Here is a 16,496-nt window from a genome sequence, read left to right on the forward strand (position 1 = left end):
CGACACGCGACACTCTTGCATGAACTTCCCCACCGGGGGAACCTCGCCTTGCTAGTCGTCCACATTACAAATACAGCAAAGTATGAGTGACCAAGGCAGAATGCCTAATAAATCTCTCCGGGATGTTAACGGATTAGCCATGATGGCGCGAAAGAGATTACAGTTTGTCCATCTGGTCTGGTTGGCCCTGGTGGTGATTCTGGGCCTTTCCACGCTGTTGCGGGCGGATATTGATTCGCTGATGATGGCGGGCTTTGCGCTGGCTGCAATCCCCGGTGTGACGGGGGTTTTGGTGCTGAATCAGACTGACCGGTGGGTGGATCTGACGGGGCCTTTCCTGGTCATCAGCTGGTGTCTGCTGGCGGTGATGGGCGTGGCCGCGACCGGGGCTGCGCTGTCCCCTCTGACCATTCTGTTTACCATTGCCCCGCTGGTCGCCCTTAACCTTGGCGATGCCCGGATGGCGGCCGAATCGGCGGTGTTCGGCGCGGTGGCCTATGTTGCCGCCACTTTGATGGTGCGCGTCGGCTGGCTGCCGCCTGTGGTGACGGAAGGCGGCTATCAACTGGTCGCGATGCTGATGGCGTTTGCGGGCCTGGTCGTGACAGGACTGCTGGCCTGGATCTATCTGCAAAAGCAGGAAGCGACTGCCACGACAGGCGCCGAGGCACCCGACCTGGCCGTCAGCGATTTGCGCGTGCCTGAAGAGTCAGGCCTGATGCTACTGGACGTTTCCCAATATGGCCGTATCCGCACGATCAGCGGCGACATGCTGGGCCTAAGCGGCATTCGCGCCGGCGGCTTGCTCTCCTCACTGCTACAGGATGACAGCGAGCAGGGCCTGTTGCAGCCAGCCAATGGCCGCACGCATGGCGATGTCACGCTGAAGAATGGCCGCGAGGCGACTTTCGTGGCCGAGGCGCATGAGAATGGCACCTTCCTGGTGTTGCGTGACCTGACCGAATCCCACGCCAAGGCGACCGAGACGAAAGCTGCGCTGCAGGAGGCGGAAGAGCGCCTGCGCGGACGCACAGCCTTCTTTGCGTCGCTAGGCCATGATCTGAAGACGCCGCTCAACGCCATTCTCGGCTATGCAGACATGATGCGCGCCGGCATTCGCGGGCCGATGCCCGAAGCCTACAAGGACTATCCCGAAATCATTCACGAGAGCGGGCAGGACCTTCTGTTGCTGGTGGAGGACATTCTGGACCTGGCCAAGGCCGAGGCCGACCGCCAGCGGCTGGAGCCGGAGCCTGTGGACCTGACGGCCTCTGCCATGTCCATCATGCGCCAGCTGGAAAACCAGGCGGACCGAATGGGCGTCAAAATGAAACTGAAGGCGAGCGATGAAGTGTGGGCCGAAGCAGACCCGCGCGCCGTGCGCCAGATCTGGCAGAACCTAGTTTCCAATGCGCTTAAATATTCAGAGCGGGACGGCACTGTCACGCTGGATGCGCGCGATGAAGGCAATGCCGTAGTGCTGAGCGTGGCCGACAAGGGCGCCGGCATGAGCGCGGAAGATGTGCGCCGCGTGATGGAGCCTTTTGCGCAGGGCAGCAATTCCAAGGGCAAGCAGGGCACAGGGCTCGGCCTGGCCGTGGTACATTCCTTTGCCCAGCTGCATGGCGGCCTCGTCACTATCGACTCCAAACCCGGTAAGGGCACGAAAGTGGAAGTCAGCCTGCCACGCGCCAACCCCGCCGACATCCAGCCGCTGGAAGATGCGGCGGAATAGGTATTCTGCTTGCTGCAAGCGGCGCGTATGCTCCTGCCGACAACACACAGGAATTCTCGCATGATGATGGAAAGATTGCCCACAAAGCTATGGGTCGATGCGCTGATCCGGCGGGTCGAAGTCGGCGGTGCGTCGGCCTTTGTCGTGCAGGCAGGGGACGAGCATCGCGGGGATGTACTGGTCAAGGTGGCCCGGCTGGACGGTACGGCAGCGGTCTACAGCCCAAGCATGAACATGGAGGGCGAGCGCATCTTCCTGGATCTCATCGTGCAGGGCATCGGGCCGGAGGAGCGGGATGTTGATGCCTATGTGAAGAAAGCGCGCGAGCGGGACCGGGACCTCTGGGTCATCGAGATTGAAGACCGGCAGGGCCGCCACTTCCTGACAGAGGATGTCGAAGGCTCGCAGTCGCAGTAATTTCACAGAAGTCTTTAACCAATGGTAAGCCGTTGTTAACCGTGTGACGGCAGCTTCAGCGTGTAGAGAACCAAAGCTGGGGCGCGCCAATCATGCTGTTTCTGATGAATGATCAGATCGCCGAGATCGACATACCCGAAATGCACCTTGCCAAATGCTGGAAGTCTCTCGGCTGCGGTGACCCATATGGCATGCGGGCGCGCGAAGCGCTGGCCTTTGCGAGCCGCGTTGTGGCCGAGCATGTGAAGGAAGGCATCCGTCTTGAAGACAGCCTGCTGCAGGATCTGGGCTCTCTGATCATTTCCAAGACAGGTGCCAATGCGGCGTTGTTTCCGGCCTTTGACGGCAAAGTCTCAGAGCCGCGCCTGACCATTCTGCCGGAAACCATCTTGGCTTCGCTGCGCGAACGCCACCACCGGGAAGGCAAGGCGCCGGATATGGGCGAGATCTGGCCAGCCGCTGCCTGAGCGACAGCCCTTCAATCGCCAGCTCAAATGGGCTAGGGGCTCTGCCGAATACGAAAGAGCCTGAATTTCCATGTCCCATGAACAGGAAGCCGCCCGGCGGCGCACCTTTGCCATCATTTCCCACCCGGACGCCGGTAAGACGACGCTGACGGAAAACCTGTTGCTGGCTGGCGGTGCCATCCGCGCCGCGGGAGAAGTGGCCGCGCGCGGCGAAGCCCGCCGTACAACGTCTGACTGGATGAAGATCGAGCGGGACCGTGGCATCTCGGTGTCCGCCTCCGTCATGACGTTCGAATTTGATGGCCTCGTTTTCAATCTGCTCGATACGCCAGGCCACGAAGACTTTTCCGAAGACACGTATCGCACACTGACCGCAGCAGACTGCGCCGTCATGGTGCTGGACGCCGCAAAAGGTATCGAGCCGCAGACCTTGAAACTGTTCGAGGTTTGTCGTCTGCGTGACATTCCGATTGTCACCTTCATCAACAAGATGGACCGTGAGGCACAAGACCCCATCGCGCTGTTGGATGAAATCCAGGACAAGCTGCAGCTGGATACTTCGCCACTTTACTGGCCTGCCGCGAGCGGTCAGCGCTTCGCGGGCATGCTGGACCTGAAGAAACAGGAATTCTGCCAGTTTGAGCGCAAACCCGGTGAAGCGCCGCGCATCGGGCCGGCCATGCGCATTTCAGGCGATGATGATACGCTGATAGCCGAGCTGGACGAGAGCGTCTTCGCAGAGCTGAGCGAAGGCGCCGAAATGGCGACCAGCCTGCTGCCGGAATTTGATGAAGAGGCCTTCTTGGGCGGTCACATGACGCCGGTCGTGTTCGGATCAGCGCTTCGCCATTTCGGGGTTGCTGAACTGCTCCGTACCCTACACTCATATGCGCCTGCGCCAAGGGACCAGAAAGCCGAGAAGAAGGGTGAGCCGATCACAATTCACGCCTCTGACAAGCCGGTCTCTGGCTTTGTCTTCAAGATCCAGGCCAATATGGACCCGAACCACCGCGACCGCGTGGCCTTCCTGCGGCTATGCTCGGGCGAGTTCAAGCGTGGCATGCGCCTGAAGACGACGGCGGGCAAGCAGCTGAATATCCATAATCCTATGATGTTCCTGGCGCAGGATCGCGAGATCGCCGAGACCGCCTATGCGGGCGATGTGATCGGCGTACCGAACCATGGCCAGCTGCGCGTTGGCGATAGTCTGTCAGAGAACGGAGATATTCAGTTCGGCGGCATTCCGAACTTTGCGCCGGAATTGTTGCGCCGTGCACGCGTGAAAGATCCGATGAAGGCAAAGCATTTGCGCAAGGCGCTGGAAAGTCTGGCGGAAGAGGGTGTGACCCAGCTGTTCAAACCAACCATTGGGTCTGACATGATTGTTGGCGCGGTCGGCCAGCTTCAGTTCGAAGTGATGATCGAGCGCGTTGCCGCCGAGTACAATCTGGAAGTCGTCTTCGAGCCTGCACCCTATAATGTGGCGCGCTGGATGAGCAGTGATGATCCGAAACTTCTGGAAGCGTTTCTCGACAAGAACAAATCCTATAGCGGAACGGATCTCGATGGTGCGCCGGTCTATCTGGCGAAGAATGCCTGGGATGTCGGCTACGCCCAGGAAAAGAATCCGGACATCCGCTTCACGGCAACGAAAGAACGTATGCTCTGATTTGCGGTGTAGGCTGAGGGCCCGGGCGCCGCTGCTACGGCCTCCGGCGAAAAGTTTAGACGGATACGGAGAGTTCCATGTCAACATTCCCGCGCGTGGCGTTGGAATAGGGACAAACCTCGTGGGCCTTCTGGACCAGTTCTTCCGCAGCGGCTTTTTCAAGGCCGGGTAGGGACACATCCAGCGACACTTTCAGGCCATAACCACCTTCAGAGTACGGACCGATACCGACCGTTGCAGTTGCTTTTGCATCTGCGGGCAGTTTCAAATACTCGCTTTTGCTTGCGACCGCTTTCATCGCCCCGATGAAGCAGGCGGCATAACCCACTGCGAATATTTCTTCGGGGTTGTTGCCATTTCCTGAACCGCCGAGTTCCTTCGGGGCGGCAAGATTCAGTTTCAGGCTGCCGTCCAGTGTTTCAGCCATTCCGTCACCCTCACGGTTACCTGTTGCGACAGCTTTGGTTTCGTAGAGGACTGTAACGGACATATTGGTTTCCTTTGTAAATGAATATCGCGCGGGATTAAATCGTAGGTGCTATTTGTATGTGCGCGTTTTCCTTTGCAAGGCGCTGGAGACCGAAGCCGCCTATGTTCCGCCGAGACCATCGAGGCGGCCGGCATGCCGATTTATGCCTATTGAGGAATCGGCAGGCCTGATCGCAAAGATCGAGTCCCTGCGATCAAACCTGTCCGACTAGACGCAGCAGCGCCAGCTGAAGAGGGCCGCTCTATTCGCTTTCAGTTTCTCCGGCCGGGCAGCGCGTCCATTGTTTCGCATTGTCCCAGTCGGACATGATGCCGGTATGATCTTTTCCCGCCAGCAGGAAAGCGCTTTCGCTCTTCCACTCAGAGACCAGAGATTGGCCGTCTTCGCGCCACCATGGAAAGCGGCCATCAAAGCTGCGGACATCCCAATTGCCCATATCTCCGCCGGGCGTTGCGACATGGATTGTGTCTTCATCGACCTGCTCAATCATGGCCGGAGCGTCACATGTTACGTCCGGCACGTTGACGATCACGCCGGACTCATCCGGCCAGGCGATGGACCATGTGCCGATGAAGGCGGTGGTTTCTTCCGCTGATGCCGGCTCTGCCGAGGCGTTCAGGGGAAGGGCGAAGCTCAGCCCAAGCAAGGCTGACAGGAGGATGCGTGTTTTCATGTATGGAAATTAGCCCGCGTCTGAAGATGCCACATCCCCCTTAAGGGGGGGGCGCCTTATTCCGGTTCCGGGTTTTTGGCGGATACGATCCAGGCTTTGGCGCGCCAGATGGTGGCTGTTCCATCTTCCCAGATCGGTGTCAGAAATTCTGTCACAGCTGCACGCGCTTCATCAGCCTCAATCAAACCACTGCCGATCATGCGTGCAACACCGCCCATACTGGTCATGAAGTCCACGATGCCTTCCAGGCTTTGCATGTCCTGAAACTCCAGATGGCCGAGCCAGGGCGAAATGAGAATGTCAGACCAGCCGGAAGCGGCCAGGATATGCTCGATCCGGTTACGGTCAGACAGGCCAAAGGGGCCGGGCATGTTCGGCGCAGGCACGGGCAGCGGACCAGGGCGAGCCTCGTTCAGATATGCTTGCACGGCGCTCAGGGGGGCAGAGACCCATTCATTCTCCTCCATGCTGGCCCATGCGGCAAAGGCCATGCGTCCGCCGGGCTTCAGCATGTTGCGAATATTCTCGAACGCGGCTTCCGGATGTTCGAAGAACATAACCCCAAAACGGGAGACAACTGCATCCACATAGGCGCTTGGCTGCCATGAGGAGGCGTCGCCCAGAATGAAGGAGAGGTTGGGCAGCGGCGCATCGGCATTCCGGTTCCGTGCTGTTTCCAGCAGCGGCGCAGAGATGTCGAGACCCACAACCTGGCCATCCGGTGTCAGGCACGCCAGATCCGTCGAGAGGTCACCGGTTCCACATCCAATGTCCAGAATATTATCTGTCGGCGCAGGAGCAATATGACCGATGATTTCCGCTGAAAAGGGAAAGAGCGCCTGCTCCAGATGGTGGGCATTGCGCTGCCAACGCTCCGCTCCGCTCGTATTCCAGTATTCGCTCTGCATCTTTTGTTGAGTATTGGTCATGTTTTCCTGTGGCGCCCTGCGAACTGCCAGGCCCCACATCCCTCTTATTGTATGCCCAAGCCAGTTGGCCTTGCACGAGACTTTTAGCTTGATGGCAAATTATAATACGTTCACATAAATTGCAAATGATAATCATTATCAAAATAAGTTTGACTTCCATTCCCATACAAACGCGGTGCGGCGAGGAGGGGAGTGAGGTCGGCAAAGCCGAACATCTGGCTATACGCATAAAAAAAGCCCGCCGGATGGCAAGTCCGGCGGGTTGGAGGAGAGCGAGGGTACTCTACAATACGTCCAGCATTTCCTGGACAAGCGGGTGACGGACAACGTCCTTGCCTTCGAGCTTGATGACGGCGGCGCCGCCGAGCTTCTCAAGCCGCTCTGCCGCATTGGCGAGGCCTGAAAACTCCGGGAGTAGATCGCTTTGCGCCGGGTCTCCGGTGATGACCATGGTGGAGTGCCAGCCAAGGCGCGTCAGCAGCATCTTCAACTGCGTATAGGTACAGTTCTGCGCTTCGTCGATGACGATGAAGGCATTATTCAGTGTACGTCCCCGCATGAAACCGATCGGGGCGATCTCGATGACACCTTCGGCCAGCATGTGTTTCAATTGGCCGGGAGACAGCCTGTCGGAGAGGGCATCATAAAGCGGTCGCAGATAGGGCGCGAGCTTGTCTTCCATGGCGCCGGGCAGGAAGCCGATCTGCTCGCCAGCCTCTACCGCAGGACGAGACAGAATGATGCGCGCTACCTTGCCTTTCTGAAGAGCCTCAACCGCCTTGCAGATGGCGAGATAGGTCTTGCCGGTGCCGGCAGGCCCAAGCGCGGCGACCAGGGCGTGATCGTCCATGGCCTTCATCAGCTGGGCTTGGTTTTCAGAACGGGGCTTTACCGTCTTCTGGTAACGCTGGGTACGCCCATTTTCCGCCCTCTGATGAGTTTGCTTTCCATCAGCATCATCCGGATGCCAGCCCCGGCCGCCTTCAATGGCGTGCAGTTGGGGGCCCTTGCCCTGGGCACCTTCCTCGAACCAGGCGTTCAAATTGACTTCAGACCCTTGCTTCATACGCTTCGCTGCATTGCGTTTACCCATGGGTGGACTCCTTGGTTGCGGGCAAGAAAAAAGCCACTGGCAAGAACGCACAGTGGCTTGGTGGAAACTGGGAGGAAGAAGAGGCCTGACGCCCCGAGGGCGGTGCAGCCAGTTCCTGGGCTGGACGCCCGGGCGGCGGGGTGTGACAAGGTCTGGTAATGACCGTCTCCAACTCCGAATCTGTTGATGATTAGAGTGTAGCAAGGTTATCAGAAGATTAAACGATAATTCCGTTTGCGAAATTAAGGAGGCCCCAGACCCATGGCGATCTACGAAATTGACGGAGCCCGTCCCAGCCTGCCCGAAAGCGGGAATTACTGGGTGGCTGAAAACGCCCAGGTTATGGGCAATGTCATTCTCAAGGAGAATGCCTCAGTCTGGTATGGTGCTACCCTGCGCGGGGATAATGATCCGATCACGATTGGCGAGAACTCCAACATTCAGGATGGCAGCGTGCTTCACACTGATGTCGGATGCCCGCTGACAATCGGGGCAAATGTCACGGTTGGCCATATGGTGATGCTGCATGGTTGTACGATTGGTGAAGAAACGCTGATCGGTATCGGCTCCACGATCCTGAACAATGCAAAGATCGGTAAGAATTGCATCATCGGGGCGCACGCCCTGATTCCGGAAGGTAAAGAAATCCCGGACAACTCCCTTGTGATGGGAGCGCCGGGGAAGGTTGTGAAGGAAATTTCCGACCACCAGATCCAGGTGATCAAGATGTCAGCAGTCCACTATGTGGAAAACTGGAAGCGGCATCGCGGCAGCTTGAAACGGATCGACTAAACGCGGCTGGGCGCTAGTCTTCTCTTTCGTCCTTGCGTAGGAAGTTGATGGCGAAATTGCCTTCGCCAACCCGCACGACGCGGCCCTGAAGGTTGCCGGCGATCACGATCTCGCCAATGGCGGGCAGCGCGCCATGAGTTTCCAGGCTCGCGCCGGTCAGGGATATGTCGATGACATTGCAGGCCAGATGCTGGCCGTTCTTGCGAATGACCTGGGCGTGTCCGCTTGTCGGATAGCGCGGGGCTGTGCGCTCTTCCGGCAGTTCATGCTCGCCCTTATTGGCCAGCCAGGACAGGCGATTGGCCAGTTTCTCGCGCTTGTGCGGTACGACATTGAACTGGACGGCAAAGCCATCTTCAGACGTGCGCACCACTGTCGCGGCAACACGGCCGAGATCGTCGAAATAACAAATTACATTTGATCCCTCGGAAGGGATGGTCGCAGCGCGCATCAAGGCGCCGGAACAGGAAAGGTTCTCCGTGACCAGCTTGTGGTCCTGACTTTCCTCGTCGAGATAACAGCCGCCGATCTCAAGGTCGATCCGCTCGTGTTGACGACGGTCCCGTTCAGATTCCGCCAAAGGGCTGTGCGTCATGGACAGCTGGGGTGCAGACATAAACTTCACTCCTGTAGGCCTCCTGGCCTCGCATTCATCTTCCCCCACACAACGCTTTACTTACAGGAGTTTCATTCACAAACTGTTGTGTGAAGGTGAAGGATTAACTGAATCCGTTAACCAGAGACAACCAGCTGGAGGAAACAGAGGTGGAAACCTATGACTATATTATTGTCGGCGCGGGCAGTGCCGGATGCGCTCTAGCCAACCGATTATCTGCAGATCCCACGATCAAGGTCTGTCTGATTGAGGCTGGCAAGAAAGATAACTCCCTGATGGTGCGCATGCCCGCGGGGGTTGGAAACCTGATCAAGGATGTAAACGATTATAACTGGGGCTTCTGGACCGAACCTCAGAAGCATATGAACGGACGCAAGCTATGGTGGCCGCGTGGAAAAGGCTGGGGCGGCTCCTCCTCGATCAACGGCATGGTCTATATTCGCGGTCATGCGGGGGACTATGACCAGTGGGCCCAGATGGGCCTGAAGGGTTGGAGCTATGCCGATGTGTTACCCTATTTCCGACGCTCTGAAGGATATGAAGGCGGCGATAATGCCTTTCATGGCGGCGCAGGGCCGCTGAAAGTTTCCGAAAGTCCGATGAATTCGCCGATTTACCGGGCCTTCCTTCAGGCTGGGGAAGAGGCCGGTTACAAGACCACAGAGGATTTCAACGGCGCAGATCAGGAAGGTGTAGGCCGTTATCAGCGCACCATTCACAAGGGAGAGCGCTGGAGCGCTTCTTTCGGATATTTACGTCCGATTGTGGGCGTGCGCCCGAACTTGACTGTTATCTCAACAGGATTGGTGACGCGTGTGCTGATCGAGAATGGCCGCGCTACCGGCGTTGAGGTTGTCGAAGGGAAGGGCCGTCTGGCCCAGGAGATCCACGCGTCCGAAGAAGTGCTGGTCTGTGCCGGCGCGGTGCAGTCCCCACAATTGATGCAACTGTCCGGCATCGGCAATCCGGATCATCTGGGACGGTTCGGCATTGAGGCAAAGGTCAAGTCTCCCAAAGTGGGGCAAAACCTCCAGGACCATCTTGACCTGACCATCATTCACGAAATGACCCAACCTCTGTCTGCCTATTCCATGCAGAAAGGCATCAAGAAACTGGGCGTGGGTATCCAGTACCTGATCAACCAGACCGGTGCCGGGGCCGACAATCATTTACAGGCAGGGGCCTTCCTGAAGTCGCGCGAGGGCCTGGAAATGCCGGACATCCAGCTTCATCTGGTCAATGCCATCATGATGGATCACGCCAAGCATCAGGCCGACAAGGATGGCTACACGGTGCACGCCTGCCAGTTGCGGCCGGAAAGCCGAGGCACGGTATGCCTTGCCTCATCCGATCCGTTTGATGCACCAGCCATTGATCCGAACTATCTGGCAACCGAGGAAGACCGCCGGGCGATGCGCGAAGCGGTCAAAATGGTACGTGATATCTGTTCCCAGAATGCGCTGAAAGCACTGACCGGCGCGGAGATCATGCCTGGCGAGAGCGTGAAGAGTGATGAGGAGATCGATTCGTTCGTACGCCGCATGGGCGAAACGATCTATCATCCGGTCGGGACAGTCGCTATGGGAACGTCCGAGGACAGTCCGGTCGATGGCGAGTTGCGCGTGAGAGGCGTGGAGGGTTTGCGGGTGATTGATGCGTCCGTCATGCCCACCCTGATTGGCGGCAACACAAATGCGCCGACCATCATGATCGCGGAAAAGGCCGCTGACATGATCCTAAAGAAAGCGCCACTTGCGGCAGAAGAGCCGCAAGCCGAACTCGCCTAAGGCGGGGAATATACCGCCCCGGACAACCTAGTCGTTCGAAGAGACAACCTTCAGCGCAGGGCTTTCGGGGCGAGTGTCCGGTGGAACCAGCATGGAAATCCGGTGACGCCAGATCGGGCGTCCGCGCAGGGTCGGGACACCCCCCAGTGTCTGATACAGGCCGAGGAAGCGATTCTGGCGTGAGCCTGATTGCGACGGTGCCAGCGGCATGACCGTGATTTCGATTTCGGCGCGCTGGCCCGTCAGTGTCTCGCCACGCCCGCGGATGACACCAGGCCCGCCGTCTAGATGCACAGCGTCCAGGAATGCCGCCATCATGTAGCGATCAGGGCCGGTCCAGAGGCTGAGATAGTCATGCTGGGCCAGCTCTCTGCCAAGCAGGGCGCGCAGGCCATCACCGGCAGACCGAAACTCCCATGCGCCGTCCCCCGTTGCCTGAATCACGAAGAGGTTCGTGAGCAGATCAGGATGTTCGTTCGCACGCGGGCCATGAAGGGAATAATCCTCGGGGGTAGCGTTCATGCGGCGCCAGGCATCCAGCAGGATCCTGGTATTGGGGTGAATCGACCGGTCTTCCATATTGAGCGGGGGCTCCATCAGATATGCCAAGGCCCGTGCGGGCCAGTTCGGCTCTCACTTCCGCAATATCTATTCCAGTCTGCTGCATTCCCGCCCCGCGGGAATATGTTGCCTCAAGCTCAGGATTTTTTCCCCGCTGAGGCGTTTTCAGAAGCGATTCTGTGGAATTTCGACAGGGAGTGCGCGCTGACGGCGGAGGATGCGGAGCGGAGGAGTCTCATCACGGTACACGCTTGCCCGAGATCAGATCAGGCTGTGCTTATTGTGCAATGCTGTAATGGCTATGTCAGAGTTGACTTGCCGTAACATATTGCAAAGCGATGCGAACCGCTTAGACCTTACGCATAGTGAATAAAACCGAAGCATAAATCCTCCTGAACAGAAATCTTGCTCAAAGGGAAACGAAGTGAAAATTGCCAAATCCCGCGCTGACCGCGCGTTCAGTTACAAGTCTGCGCTCTTCCTGGGTGCCGGCCTTGCCGCTTATGCCTCCATTTCCGTCCCTGCGCTTGCCCAGGATGCGGACGATGACACATCTCGCACGCTTCAGACGGTCACCATCACCGCGACCAAGCGCGAACAGACGCTGCAGGATGTACCGGTCGCTGTGTCCGTCGTGGACGAGTCCGTGATCGAAAAGTCAGAGATTGTTGATCTTGGCGACCTGCAATCCATCGTGCCGTCCCTGCGTGTCAGCCAGCAGCAGTCTTCGGCCAATACGAACTTCATCATTCGTGGATTTGGCAACGGGTCCAACAATGCGGGTATCGAACCGTCTGTCGGTGTGTTTATTGATGGCGTGTACCGCTCCAGGTCTGCCTCTCAGATTTCTGATCTGCCGAACATCCAGCGTGTAGAAGTTCTGCGCGGCCCGCAATCCACACTGTTCGGCAAGAATGCCTCTGCCGGTGTCATCTCGATCATTACCAAGAAGCCTCAATATGAGTGGGGTGGCAATGTCGAGGGCACCATAAGCAATTATGATGGCTATCGTCTTGGTGGCTATGTCACCGGCCCGATCAGCGAGAATCTCGCTTTCAGCCTGGGCGGTGGATACAATACGCGGGATGGATATGCCGAGGATATCGGGTCCGGGGTGCCCTCCAACGAGCGTGACCGCTGGAACATTCGTGGCGAGATGCTGTTTGAGCCGACCGACAATATGTCTTTCCGCCTGATCGCCGATTATGATGAGATTGATGAAGTTTGCTGTATTGCGGCTAACGTTGTGAATGGGCCAACCGGCGCGGCTGTTGTGGGGCTGGGTGGTCAGATTGTGGCAGAAGATCCATTCTCCTACAGAGTAGCCTACAATTTCCCGTCCACGAACCAGATTTCAAATGGCGGTTTGTCGCTGCAGGGCGATTTCGATATGGGCGCGTTCACGCTGACTTCCATCACGGCCTACCGCAAGTCCGAACTGAGCACCGATCAGGATTCTGACTTCACCAGCGCCGATCTGTTGAGCCGCAACTCAAACGACACCGAGATCAAAACTTTCACCCAGGAAGTCCGCCTGACTTCGAATGGCACAGGCCCGGTCGACTGGATGGTTGGCGCCTTCTATTTCGACGAAAGCGTCGATATCGACAACCAGCTGCTCTATGGTAGCCAGATCCGCGGTTATATTGATATCCTGTCTTCCGGACTTCTGACTGGATTGGAGCCGGCGGTGTTCGGCGTTGCACCGGGGACATTCTTCCAGCCCGGACAAGGCATGACGGAGACTTATGGCCAGGACAACACGGCGGCCTCCATCTTCGGCACAATTGATTATCACATCAATGATCGCCTGACCGCGACCTTCGGACTGAACTATACACAGGACAACAAGGACGCGTTTGCGAACGTCGTGTCGACCGACATGTTCGCCGCCGTCGATCTCGATCCTCTGTCACCTTACATTCAGCAGGCCACTCTTGGTGGCCTTTTGATCCAGGCCGGTGTTGACCCGACCAATCCGGCTGCTATCGGTGCCTTTGCTGCGAACTTCCCTGATGTCTTTGCCACAATGCAGGCGACCGCCGCGGGGGCGACGGGCAGCCTGCAGCAGTTGCAATTCTTCCCGCAATTCGTGAACTTCCCGAATTTGGTGGAGGGGGGCTCTACCAATGACGAGGACACGTCCGTCACTCTGCGCCTTGCTTATGACCTGACAGACAATATCAATGTCTACGGATCATATGCTACCGGCTTCAAGGCTACCTCGTGGAACCTGTCCCGCGATAGCCGTCCGACCGCTTCCGATTATGCACTGCTGACGCAGGGGGGGCTGCTGACGCCTAACCTCTCGCAAGGCACGCGTTATGCCGGTCCGGAAGATTCCGAGGTTTTTGAGCTTGGCATCAAAGGGGCCTATAGTAATTTTGCCTTTAACGTTGCGATCTTCGATCAGACCATTGAAGGCTTCCAGTCCAACGCCTTTACGGGCACTGGCTTTGCGCTGACGAATGCCGGTAAGCAGTCCACCCAAGGTGTCGAGGCAGACATTCAATGGAATGTGACGGACCAATTGCTCATATCTGCGGCAGGTACGTATCTGGACCCTGTCTATGACAGCTTCCCGAATTCGGCCTCCGGAGACATCAGCGGCCGGAAGCCCTATGGCATTCCGGACCTGTCGACCTCTCTGGCAGCAACTTACAGCTTTACGGTCAATTCCCTGGATTCTTTCGTTCGCGCGGACTGGCAGTATGAAAGTCCGTCAGATTATTTCGACGATCCGCAAGATCAGGCGCTGATCGACATGGAGAAGGAAGTAAACACGGTGAACGCCTCTGCCGGCTTCACGACACAGGATGGCCTCAGCGTGACGCTGTGGGGCCGTAATATCTTTAATGATGAGTATCTCACGGTTGCCTTCCCGGCTGTGGCACAGACAGGCTCCCTGTCTGGCTATCCGAACCAGCCAGCCACCTATGGCGTAACTGTGCGCAAGAGCTTCTAGGACTTAGCCTGGGAAAACAAAGAAAAAGGCCCCGTCATCTGGCGGGGCCTTTTTCTTTTGCGGCAAGGCGCATGGCCGCGTCTATTTCGGCTTGTATGCGCTGAGCGCGATAATAGAAACAACCATGCAGACAGCCTCGAATACTGCAAACAAAATAAAGTCCGTGGTCGGCTGATCACCTGCGATCAGACCCGCAAGGCGCGCAAAGGAATAGCCGCCCATATAAGCCGAAATGAACCATAGGGCAGGCCGCATCATCCGCTCACGGATTGCTCCGGACAGAAGCAGCAAGGCTGCACCGAGGCTGACGCCGCCATATATGCCTCTCGCTTCATAGATTCCGTTGTCGCCGGTAAAGGTGACGCCAAGAGAGTCCCCCATCGCGGCGGGATCGAGAATCGACCATGTCCCGAAAATGGCAAAGCAAAGGGCGAGGGCAGCAAGGAAGATACGTATCAGCATGTAGGTGGAGTTAGGGCGCAATCTTCCGTCGGAAAGAGGCCGTCCCTTGAATAACCCTCCGGCATTTTGAGGCCGCATATCTGTTTGGGGTGGAAATTGTGTCCCGAACCCCATCTAGTAGAGGCAGATTCTTACAAGGAGCAGGCCTGTATGCCTCAGTCCCGGCGATCACCCCCCATCATCAATGCGCCGCCGCTTGTGACGGCTCTGGCGCTCAGCCCTGCCGTGGCGCACGTGATTCGTCTTGTGGGCGGTCAGGGGCTTGACGGTTTGTTTGTTGATATAGGCGCTGTTTTTCCTGAGCGTTTCTGGGGCTGGGCAGGCGTGAATGTAGGTTCGCAGGCTTATCCGCCCTATGGGAATGTGCTGTCCGCGCTGATTCCGCTGGTTGGAACGGCCTTTGTGCATGGCAGCTGGTCTCATCTTCTGATGAATGCGGTGATGCTGGTTGCGCTCGGCAAGCCCGTCTATCTTGTGCTGCAGCGTGTCTCGCGCAGCGCCATGGGCGGCAGTGTGGCTTTCCTGATTCTGTTCCTGGTGAGCGTTGCGGGCGGGTCAATCGTGCATTTGCTGGCTCATTATCCCGTGGGGCCGCCGGCAATCGGGGCATCAGGTGGGGTGTCAGGCTATCTTGCCGCTGTGTTACTGCTCCAGAATGGCCCGAATCTGGTCAGCCGCAAGTTCTTGACCGTTTCTGCCGTGTTTGTGGTGGCCAATGCGATGCTCGCTTTCCTGGGGCCTTCCATGTTTGGCGCCGAGATTGCCTGGCAGGCTCATATTGGCGGCTATATCACCGGATCGATTCTCTTCCGCTACCTGCTGACACGCCGCCCTAGAGCCGGAATCTAGACTGGCAATCGCTTCCGGGCGTCAAATATGCTATGATGCTAGAAAACAAGACGGCGTCGCAGGGGCGCCGCGCATCATGGGAGGACGTGGATGACACTGGACCAGATCCTGAACGACAAGGGATTCGAGATTATTTCCGTTAAAGCGGATCAATCCTTATCTGAGGCAGCCATGACACTGGATAGCCGTCGAATCGGCGCTGTTGTGGCGCTGGACGATGACGGTGCCATAGTTGGCGTGCTGTCTGAGCGGGACATTGTCCGTCATGTCGCACGGCGCGGCGCAGAAGCGCTTAATCTGAAAGTCGGGGACGCGATGACTCGTCACGTCATCACGATCGAGTCGATCACCCAGATTGACGAGGCCCTGCAGCTGATGACGGACCGCCGGATCCGCCATTTGCCCGTTGTAAGGGCCGAAAAACTGATAGGCGTGATTTCGATTGGTGATTTGGTGAAGTGGAAGATCGCTGCCACTGAAGCAGAAGCAGAAGCGATGAAGTCTTACCTCTCGGCGCAGTACTAGGCCTTCCTCATTGTCTTCATTGGTTTTTTGATCCTGCAGTGCTTGCTGCAGGAACATGCCCGACACAAATCTGTGCTGTTTTGTGCAGAAATCCTGCATTATGGGGTTGCGGCATTCGGGGGTGGGGAGTACATCGCCACCTCCGCTGACGAGGCCTTCGGGTTTCAGAAGCGGGCCCGGATTTCGGGCCTCTGAATGGATCGGAAGTTTTAGTCTTTCCCACGCAGAGCCCTTAACTCGGTTCCCTTACACGCTCGGGATTTTGCGGGCCGATATAGCATCGGTTGGCGGGTTCTTTTGCGGTCTTAATCAGGCAGTTTTGATGGTTTCATCATTTACTGCAGAAGCCGCGAAAAAGGGTGTTGACGGGAAGAAGGGCGGTCCATATAAGCCGCCACTCTGCAGACGAGGCCACGGCTTCTGAATGCAGAACCCGGTTCGGGAAAACAATTGAGATACAAGGTTT

At 57.4% G+C, this 16,496-nt stretch carries 16 protein-coding genes; 9 read left to right on the plus strand and 7 right to left on the minus strand.

Annotation, left to right across the window (positions count from 1 at the left end; genetic code table 11):
• Positions 1-139: 139 nt before the first annotated feature.
• The 4 genes from HY2_RS16910 (at position 140) to HY2_RS14880 (ending at position 4,288) form a co-directional block, all read left to right on the plus strand.
• Positions 140-1,735 (plus strand): sensor histidine kinase, encoded by a 1,596-nt coding sequence (locus tag HY2_RS16910; RefSeq protein ID WP_051595088.1) that lies wholly within the window; start codon positions 140-142, stop codon positions 1,733-1,735.
• A 60-nt stretch (positions 1,736-1,795) separates the two neighbouring features.
• Positions 1,796-2,152, plus strand: coding sequence for a DUF1491 family protein (locus HY2_RS14870; RefSeq protein ID WP_233346378.1), 357 nt, complete (start codon positions 1,796-1,798; stop codon positions 2,150-2,152).
• Positions 2,153-2,244: 92 nt separating this feature from the next.
• Positions 2,245-2,619, plus strand: a complete 375-nt coding sequence (locus tag HY2_RS14875; RefSeq protein ID WP_034829013.1) for a hypothetical protein — start codon at positions 2,245-2,247, stop codon at positions 2,617-2,619.
• A gap of 70 nt (positions 2,620-2,689) precedes the next feature.
• Complete coding sequence (locus HY2_RS14880; protein WP_112062666.1) at positions 2,690-4,288, plus strand: peptide chain release factor 3; 1,599 nt, start codon at positions 2,690-2,692, stop codon at positions 4,286-4,288.
• A gap of 55 nt (positions 4,289-4,343) precedes the next feature.
• Here HY2_RS14880 and HY2_RS14885 read toward each other — a convergent pair whose 3' ends face one another.
• From HY2_RS14885 to HY2_RS14900, 4 genes are all read right to left on the minus strand, one after another.
• Positions 4,344-4,778 carry an organic hydroperoxide resistance protein gene (locus HY2_RS14885; protein ID WP_034829015.1) on the minus strand — a complete coding sequence of 145 codons (435 nt, stop codon included), beginning with the start codon at positions 4,776-4,778 and terminating at the stop codon, positions 4,344-4,346.
• Positions 4,779-5,019: 241 nt separating this feature from the next.
• Entirely contained in the window at positions 5,020-5,451 is a 432-nt protein-coding gene (locus HY2_RS14890) for a hypothetical protein (RefSeq protein ID WP_034829016.1), read from the minus strand.
• A gap of 56 nt (positions 5,452-5,507) precedes the next feature.
• Positions 5,508-6,380, minus strand: a complete 873-nt coding sequence (locus HY2_RS14895) for a class I SAM-dependent methyltransferase (protein ID WP_112062668.1) — start codon at positions 6,378-6,380, stop codon at positions 5,508-5,510.
• Positions 6,381-6,663: 283 nt separating this feature from the next.
• Positions 6,664-7,473: a PhoH family protein gene (locus HY2_RS14900; RefSeq protein ID WP_034829017.1), complete on the minus strand. Its 810-nt coding sequence runs from the start codon at positions 7,471-7,473 to the stop codon at positions 6,664-6,666.
• Positions 7,474-7,734: 261 nt separating this feature from the next.
• Here HY2_RS14900 and HY2_RS14905 point away from each other — a divergent pair, with 261 nt between their 5' ends.
• Positions 7,735-8,265, plus strand: coding sequence for a gamma carbonic anhydrase family protein (locus HY2_RS14905; RefSeq protein ID WP_034829018.1), 531 nt, complete (start codon positions 7,735-7,737; stop codon positions 8,263-8,265).
• A gap of 13 nt (positions 8,266-8,278) precedes the next feature.
• On the opposite strand, the gene HY2_RS14910 is transcribed toward HY2_RS14905, so the two are convergent.
• Positions 8,279-8,881 (minus strand): PilZ domain-containing protein, encoded by a 603-nt coding sequence (locus HY2_RS14910; protein WP_034829019.1) that lies wholly within the window; start codon positions 8,879-8,881, stop codon positions 8,279-8,281.
• 149 nt (positions 8,882-9,030) lie between these two features.
• Here HY2_RS14910 and HY2_RS14915 point away from each other — a divergent pair, with 149 nt between their 5' ends.
• Entirely contained in the window at positions 9,031-10,668 is a 1,638-nt protein-coding gene (locus tag HY2_RS14915) for a choline dehydrogenase (protein ID WP_034829021.1), read from the plus strand.
• Between the two features lie 27 nt (positions 10,669-10,695).
• Here the strand turns inward: HY2_RS14915 and HY2_RS14920 are convergent, their stop codons facing one another.
• Positions 10,696-11,277: a PAS domain-containing protein gene (locus HY2_RS14920; protein WP_112062669.1), complete on the minus strand. Its 582-nt coding sequence runs from the start codon at positions 11,275-11,277 to the stop codon at positions 10,696-10,698.
• A 376-nt stretch (positions 11,278-11,653) separates the two neighbouring features.
• Between HY2_RS14920 and HY2_RS14925 the strand changes: the two genes are divergently transcribed.
• On the plus strand, positions 11,654-14,194 hold the full coding sequence (locus HY2_RS14925; protein WP_206741046.1) for a TonB-dependent receptor: 2,541 nt from the start codon (positions 11,654-11,656) through the stop codon (positions 14,192-14,194).
• A gap of 81 nt (positions 14,195-14,275) precedes the next feature.
• Here the strand turns inward: HY2_RS14925 and HY2_RS14930 are convergent, their stop codons facing one another.
• Entirely contained in the window at positions 14,276-14,656 is a 381-nt protein-coding gene (locus tag HY2_RS14930; RefSeq protein WP_034829025.1) for a DUF4345 family protein, read from the minus strand.
• 150 nt (positions 14,657-14,806) lie between these two features.
• Between HY2_RS14930 and HY2_RS14935 the strand changes: the two genes are divergently transcribed.
• Positions 14,807-15,505, plus strand: coding sequence for a rhomboid family intramembrane serine protease (locus tag HY2_RS14935; protein WP_034829027.1), 699 nt, complete (start codon positions 14,807-14,809; stop codon positions 15,503-15,505).
• A gap of 90 nt (positions 15,506-15,595) precedes the next feature.
• Positions 15,596-16,030: a CBS domain-containing protein gene (locus tag HY2_RS14940; protein ID WP_034829029.1), complete on the plus strand. Its 435-nt coding sequence runs from the start codon at positions 15,596-15,598 to the stop codon at positions 16,028-16,030.
• The last annotated feature ends 466 nt before the right edge of the window (positions 16,031-16,496 follow it).

The sequence above is a fragment of the Hyphomonas pacifica genome, assembly GCF_000682675.1.
Classification (GTDB): Bacteria; Pseudomonadota; Alphaproteobacteria; order Caulobacterales; family Hyphomonadaceae; genus Hyphomonas; species Hyphomonas pacifica.

Coding starts and splice junctions, on each gene's coding strand:
- HY2_RS14905 (WP_034829018.1), top strand. CDS start 7,735: ATGGCGATCTACGAAATTGACGGAGCCCGTCCCAGCCTGCCCGAAAGC.
- HY2_RS14885 (WP_034829015.1), bottom strand. CDS start 4,778: ATGTCCGTTACAGTCCTCTACGAAACCAAAGCTGTCGCAACAGGTAAC.
- HY2_RS14935 (WP_034829027.1), top strand. CDS start 14,807: ATGCCTCAGTCCCGGCGATCACCCCCCATCATCAATGCGCCGCCGCTT.
- HY2_RS14910 (WP_034829019.1), bottom strand. CDS start 8,881: ATGTCTGCACCCCAGCTGTCCATGACGCACAGCCCTTTGGCGGAATCT.
- HY2_RS14870 (WP_233346378.1), top strand. CDS start 1,796: ATGATGATGGAAAGATTGCCCACAAAGCTATGGGTCGATGCGCTGATC.
- HY2_RS14875 (WP_034829013.1), top strand. CDS start 2,245: ATGCTGTTTCTGATGAATGATCAGATCGCCGAGATCGACATACCCGAA.
- HY2_RS14900 (WP_034829017.1), bottom strand. CDS start 7,473: ATGGGTAAACGCAATGCAGCGAAGCGTATGAAGCAAGGGTCTGAAGTC.
- HY2_RS16910 (WP_051595088.1), top strand. CDS start 140: ATGATGGCGCGAAAGAGATTACAGTTTGTCCATCTGGTCTGGTTGGCC.
- HY2_RS14890 (WP_034829016.1), bottom strand. CDS start 5,451: ATGAAAACACGCATCCTCCTGTCAGCCTTGCTTGGGCTGAGCTTCGCC.
- HY2_RS14895 (WP_112062668.1), bottom strand. CDS start 6,380: ATGACCAATACTCAACAAAAGATGCAGAGCGAATACTGGAATACGAGC.
- HY2_RS14880 (WP_112062666.1), top strand. CDS start 2,690: ATGTCCCATGAACAGGAAGCCGCCCGGCGGCGCACCTTTGCCATCATT.
- HY2_RS14940 (WP_034829029.1), top strand. CDS start 15,596: ATGACACTGGACCAGATCCTGAACGACAAGGGATTCGAGATTATTTCC.
- HY2_RS14930 (WP_034829025.1), bottom strand. CDS start 14,656: ATGCTGATACGTATCTTCCTTGCTGCCCTCGCCCTTTGCTTTGCCATT.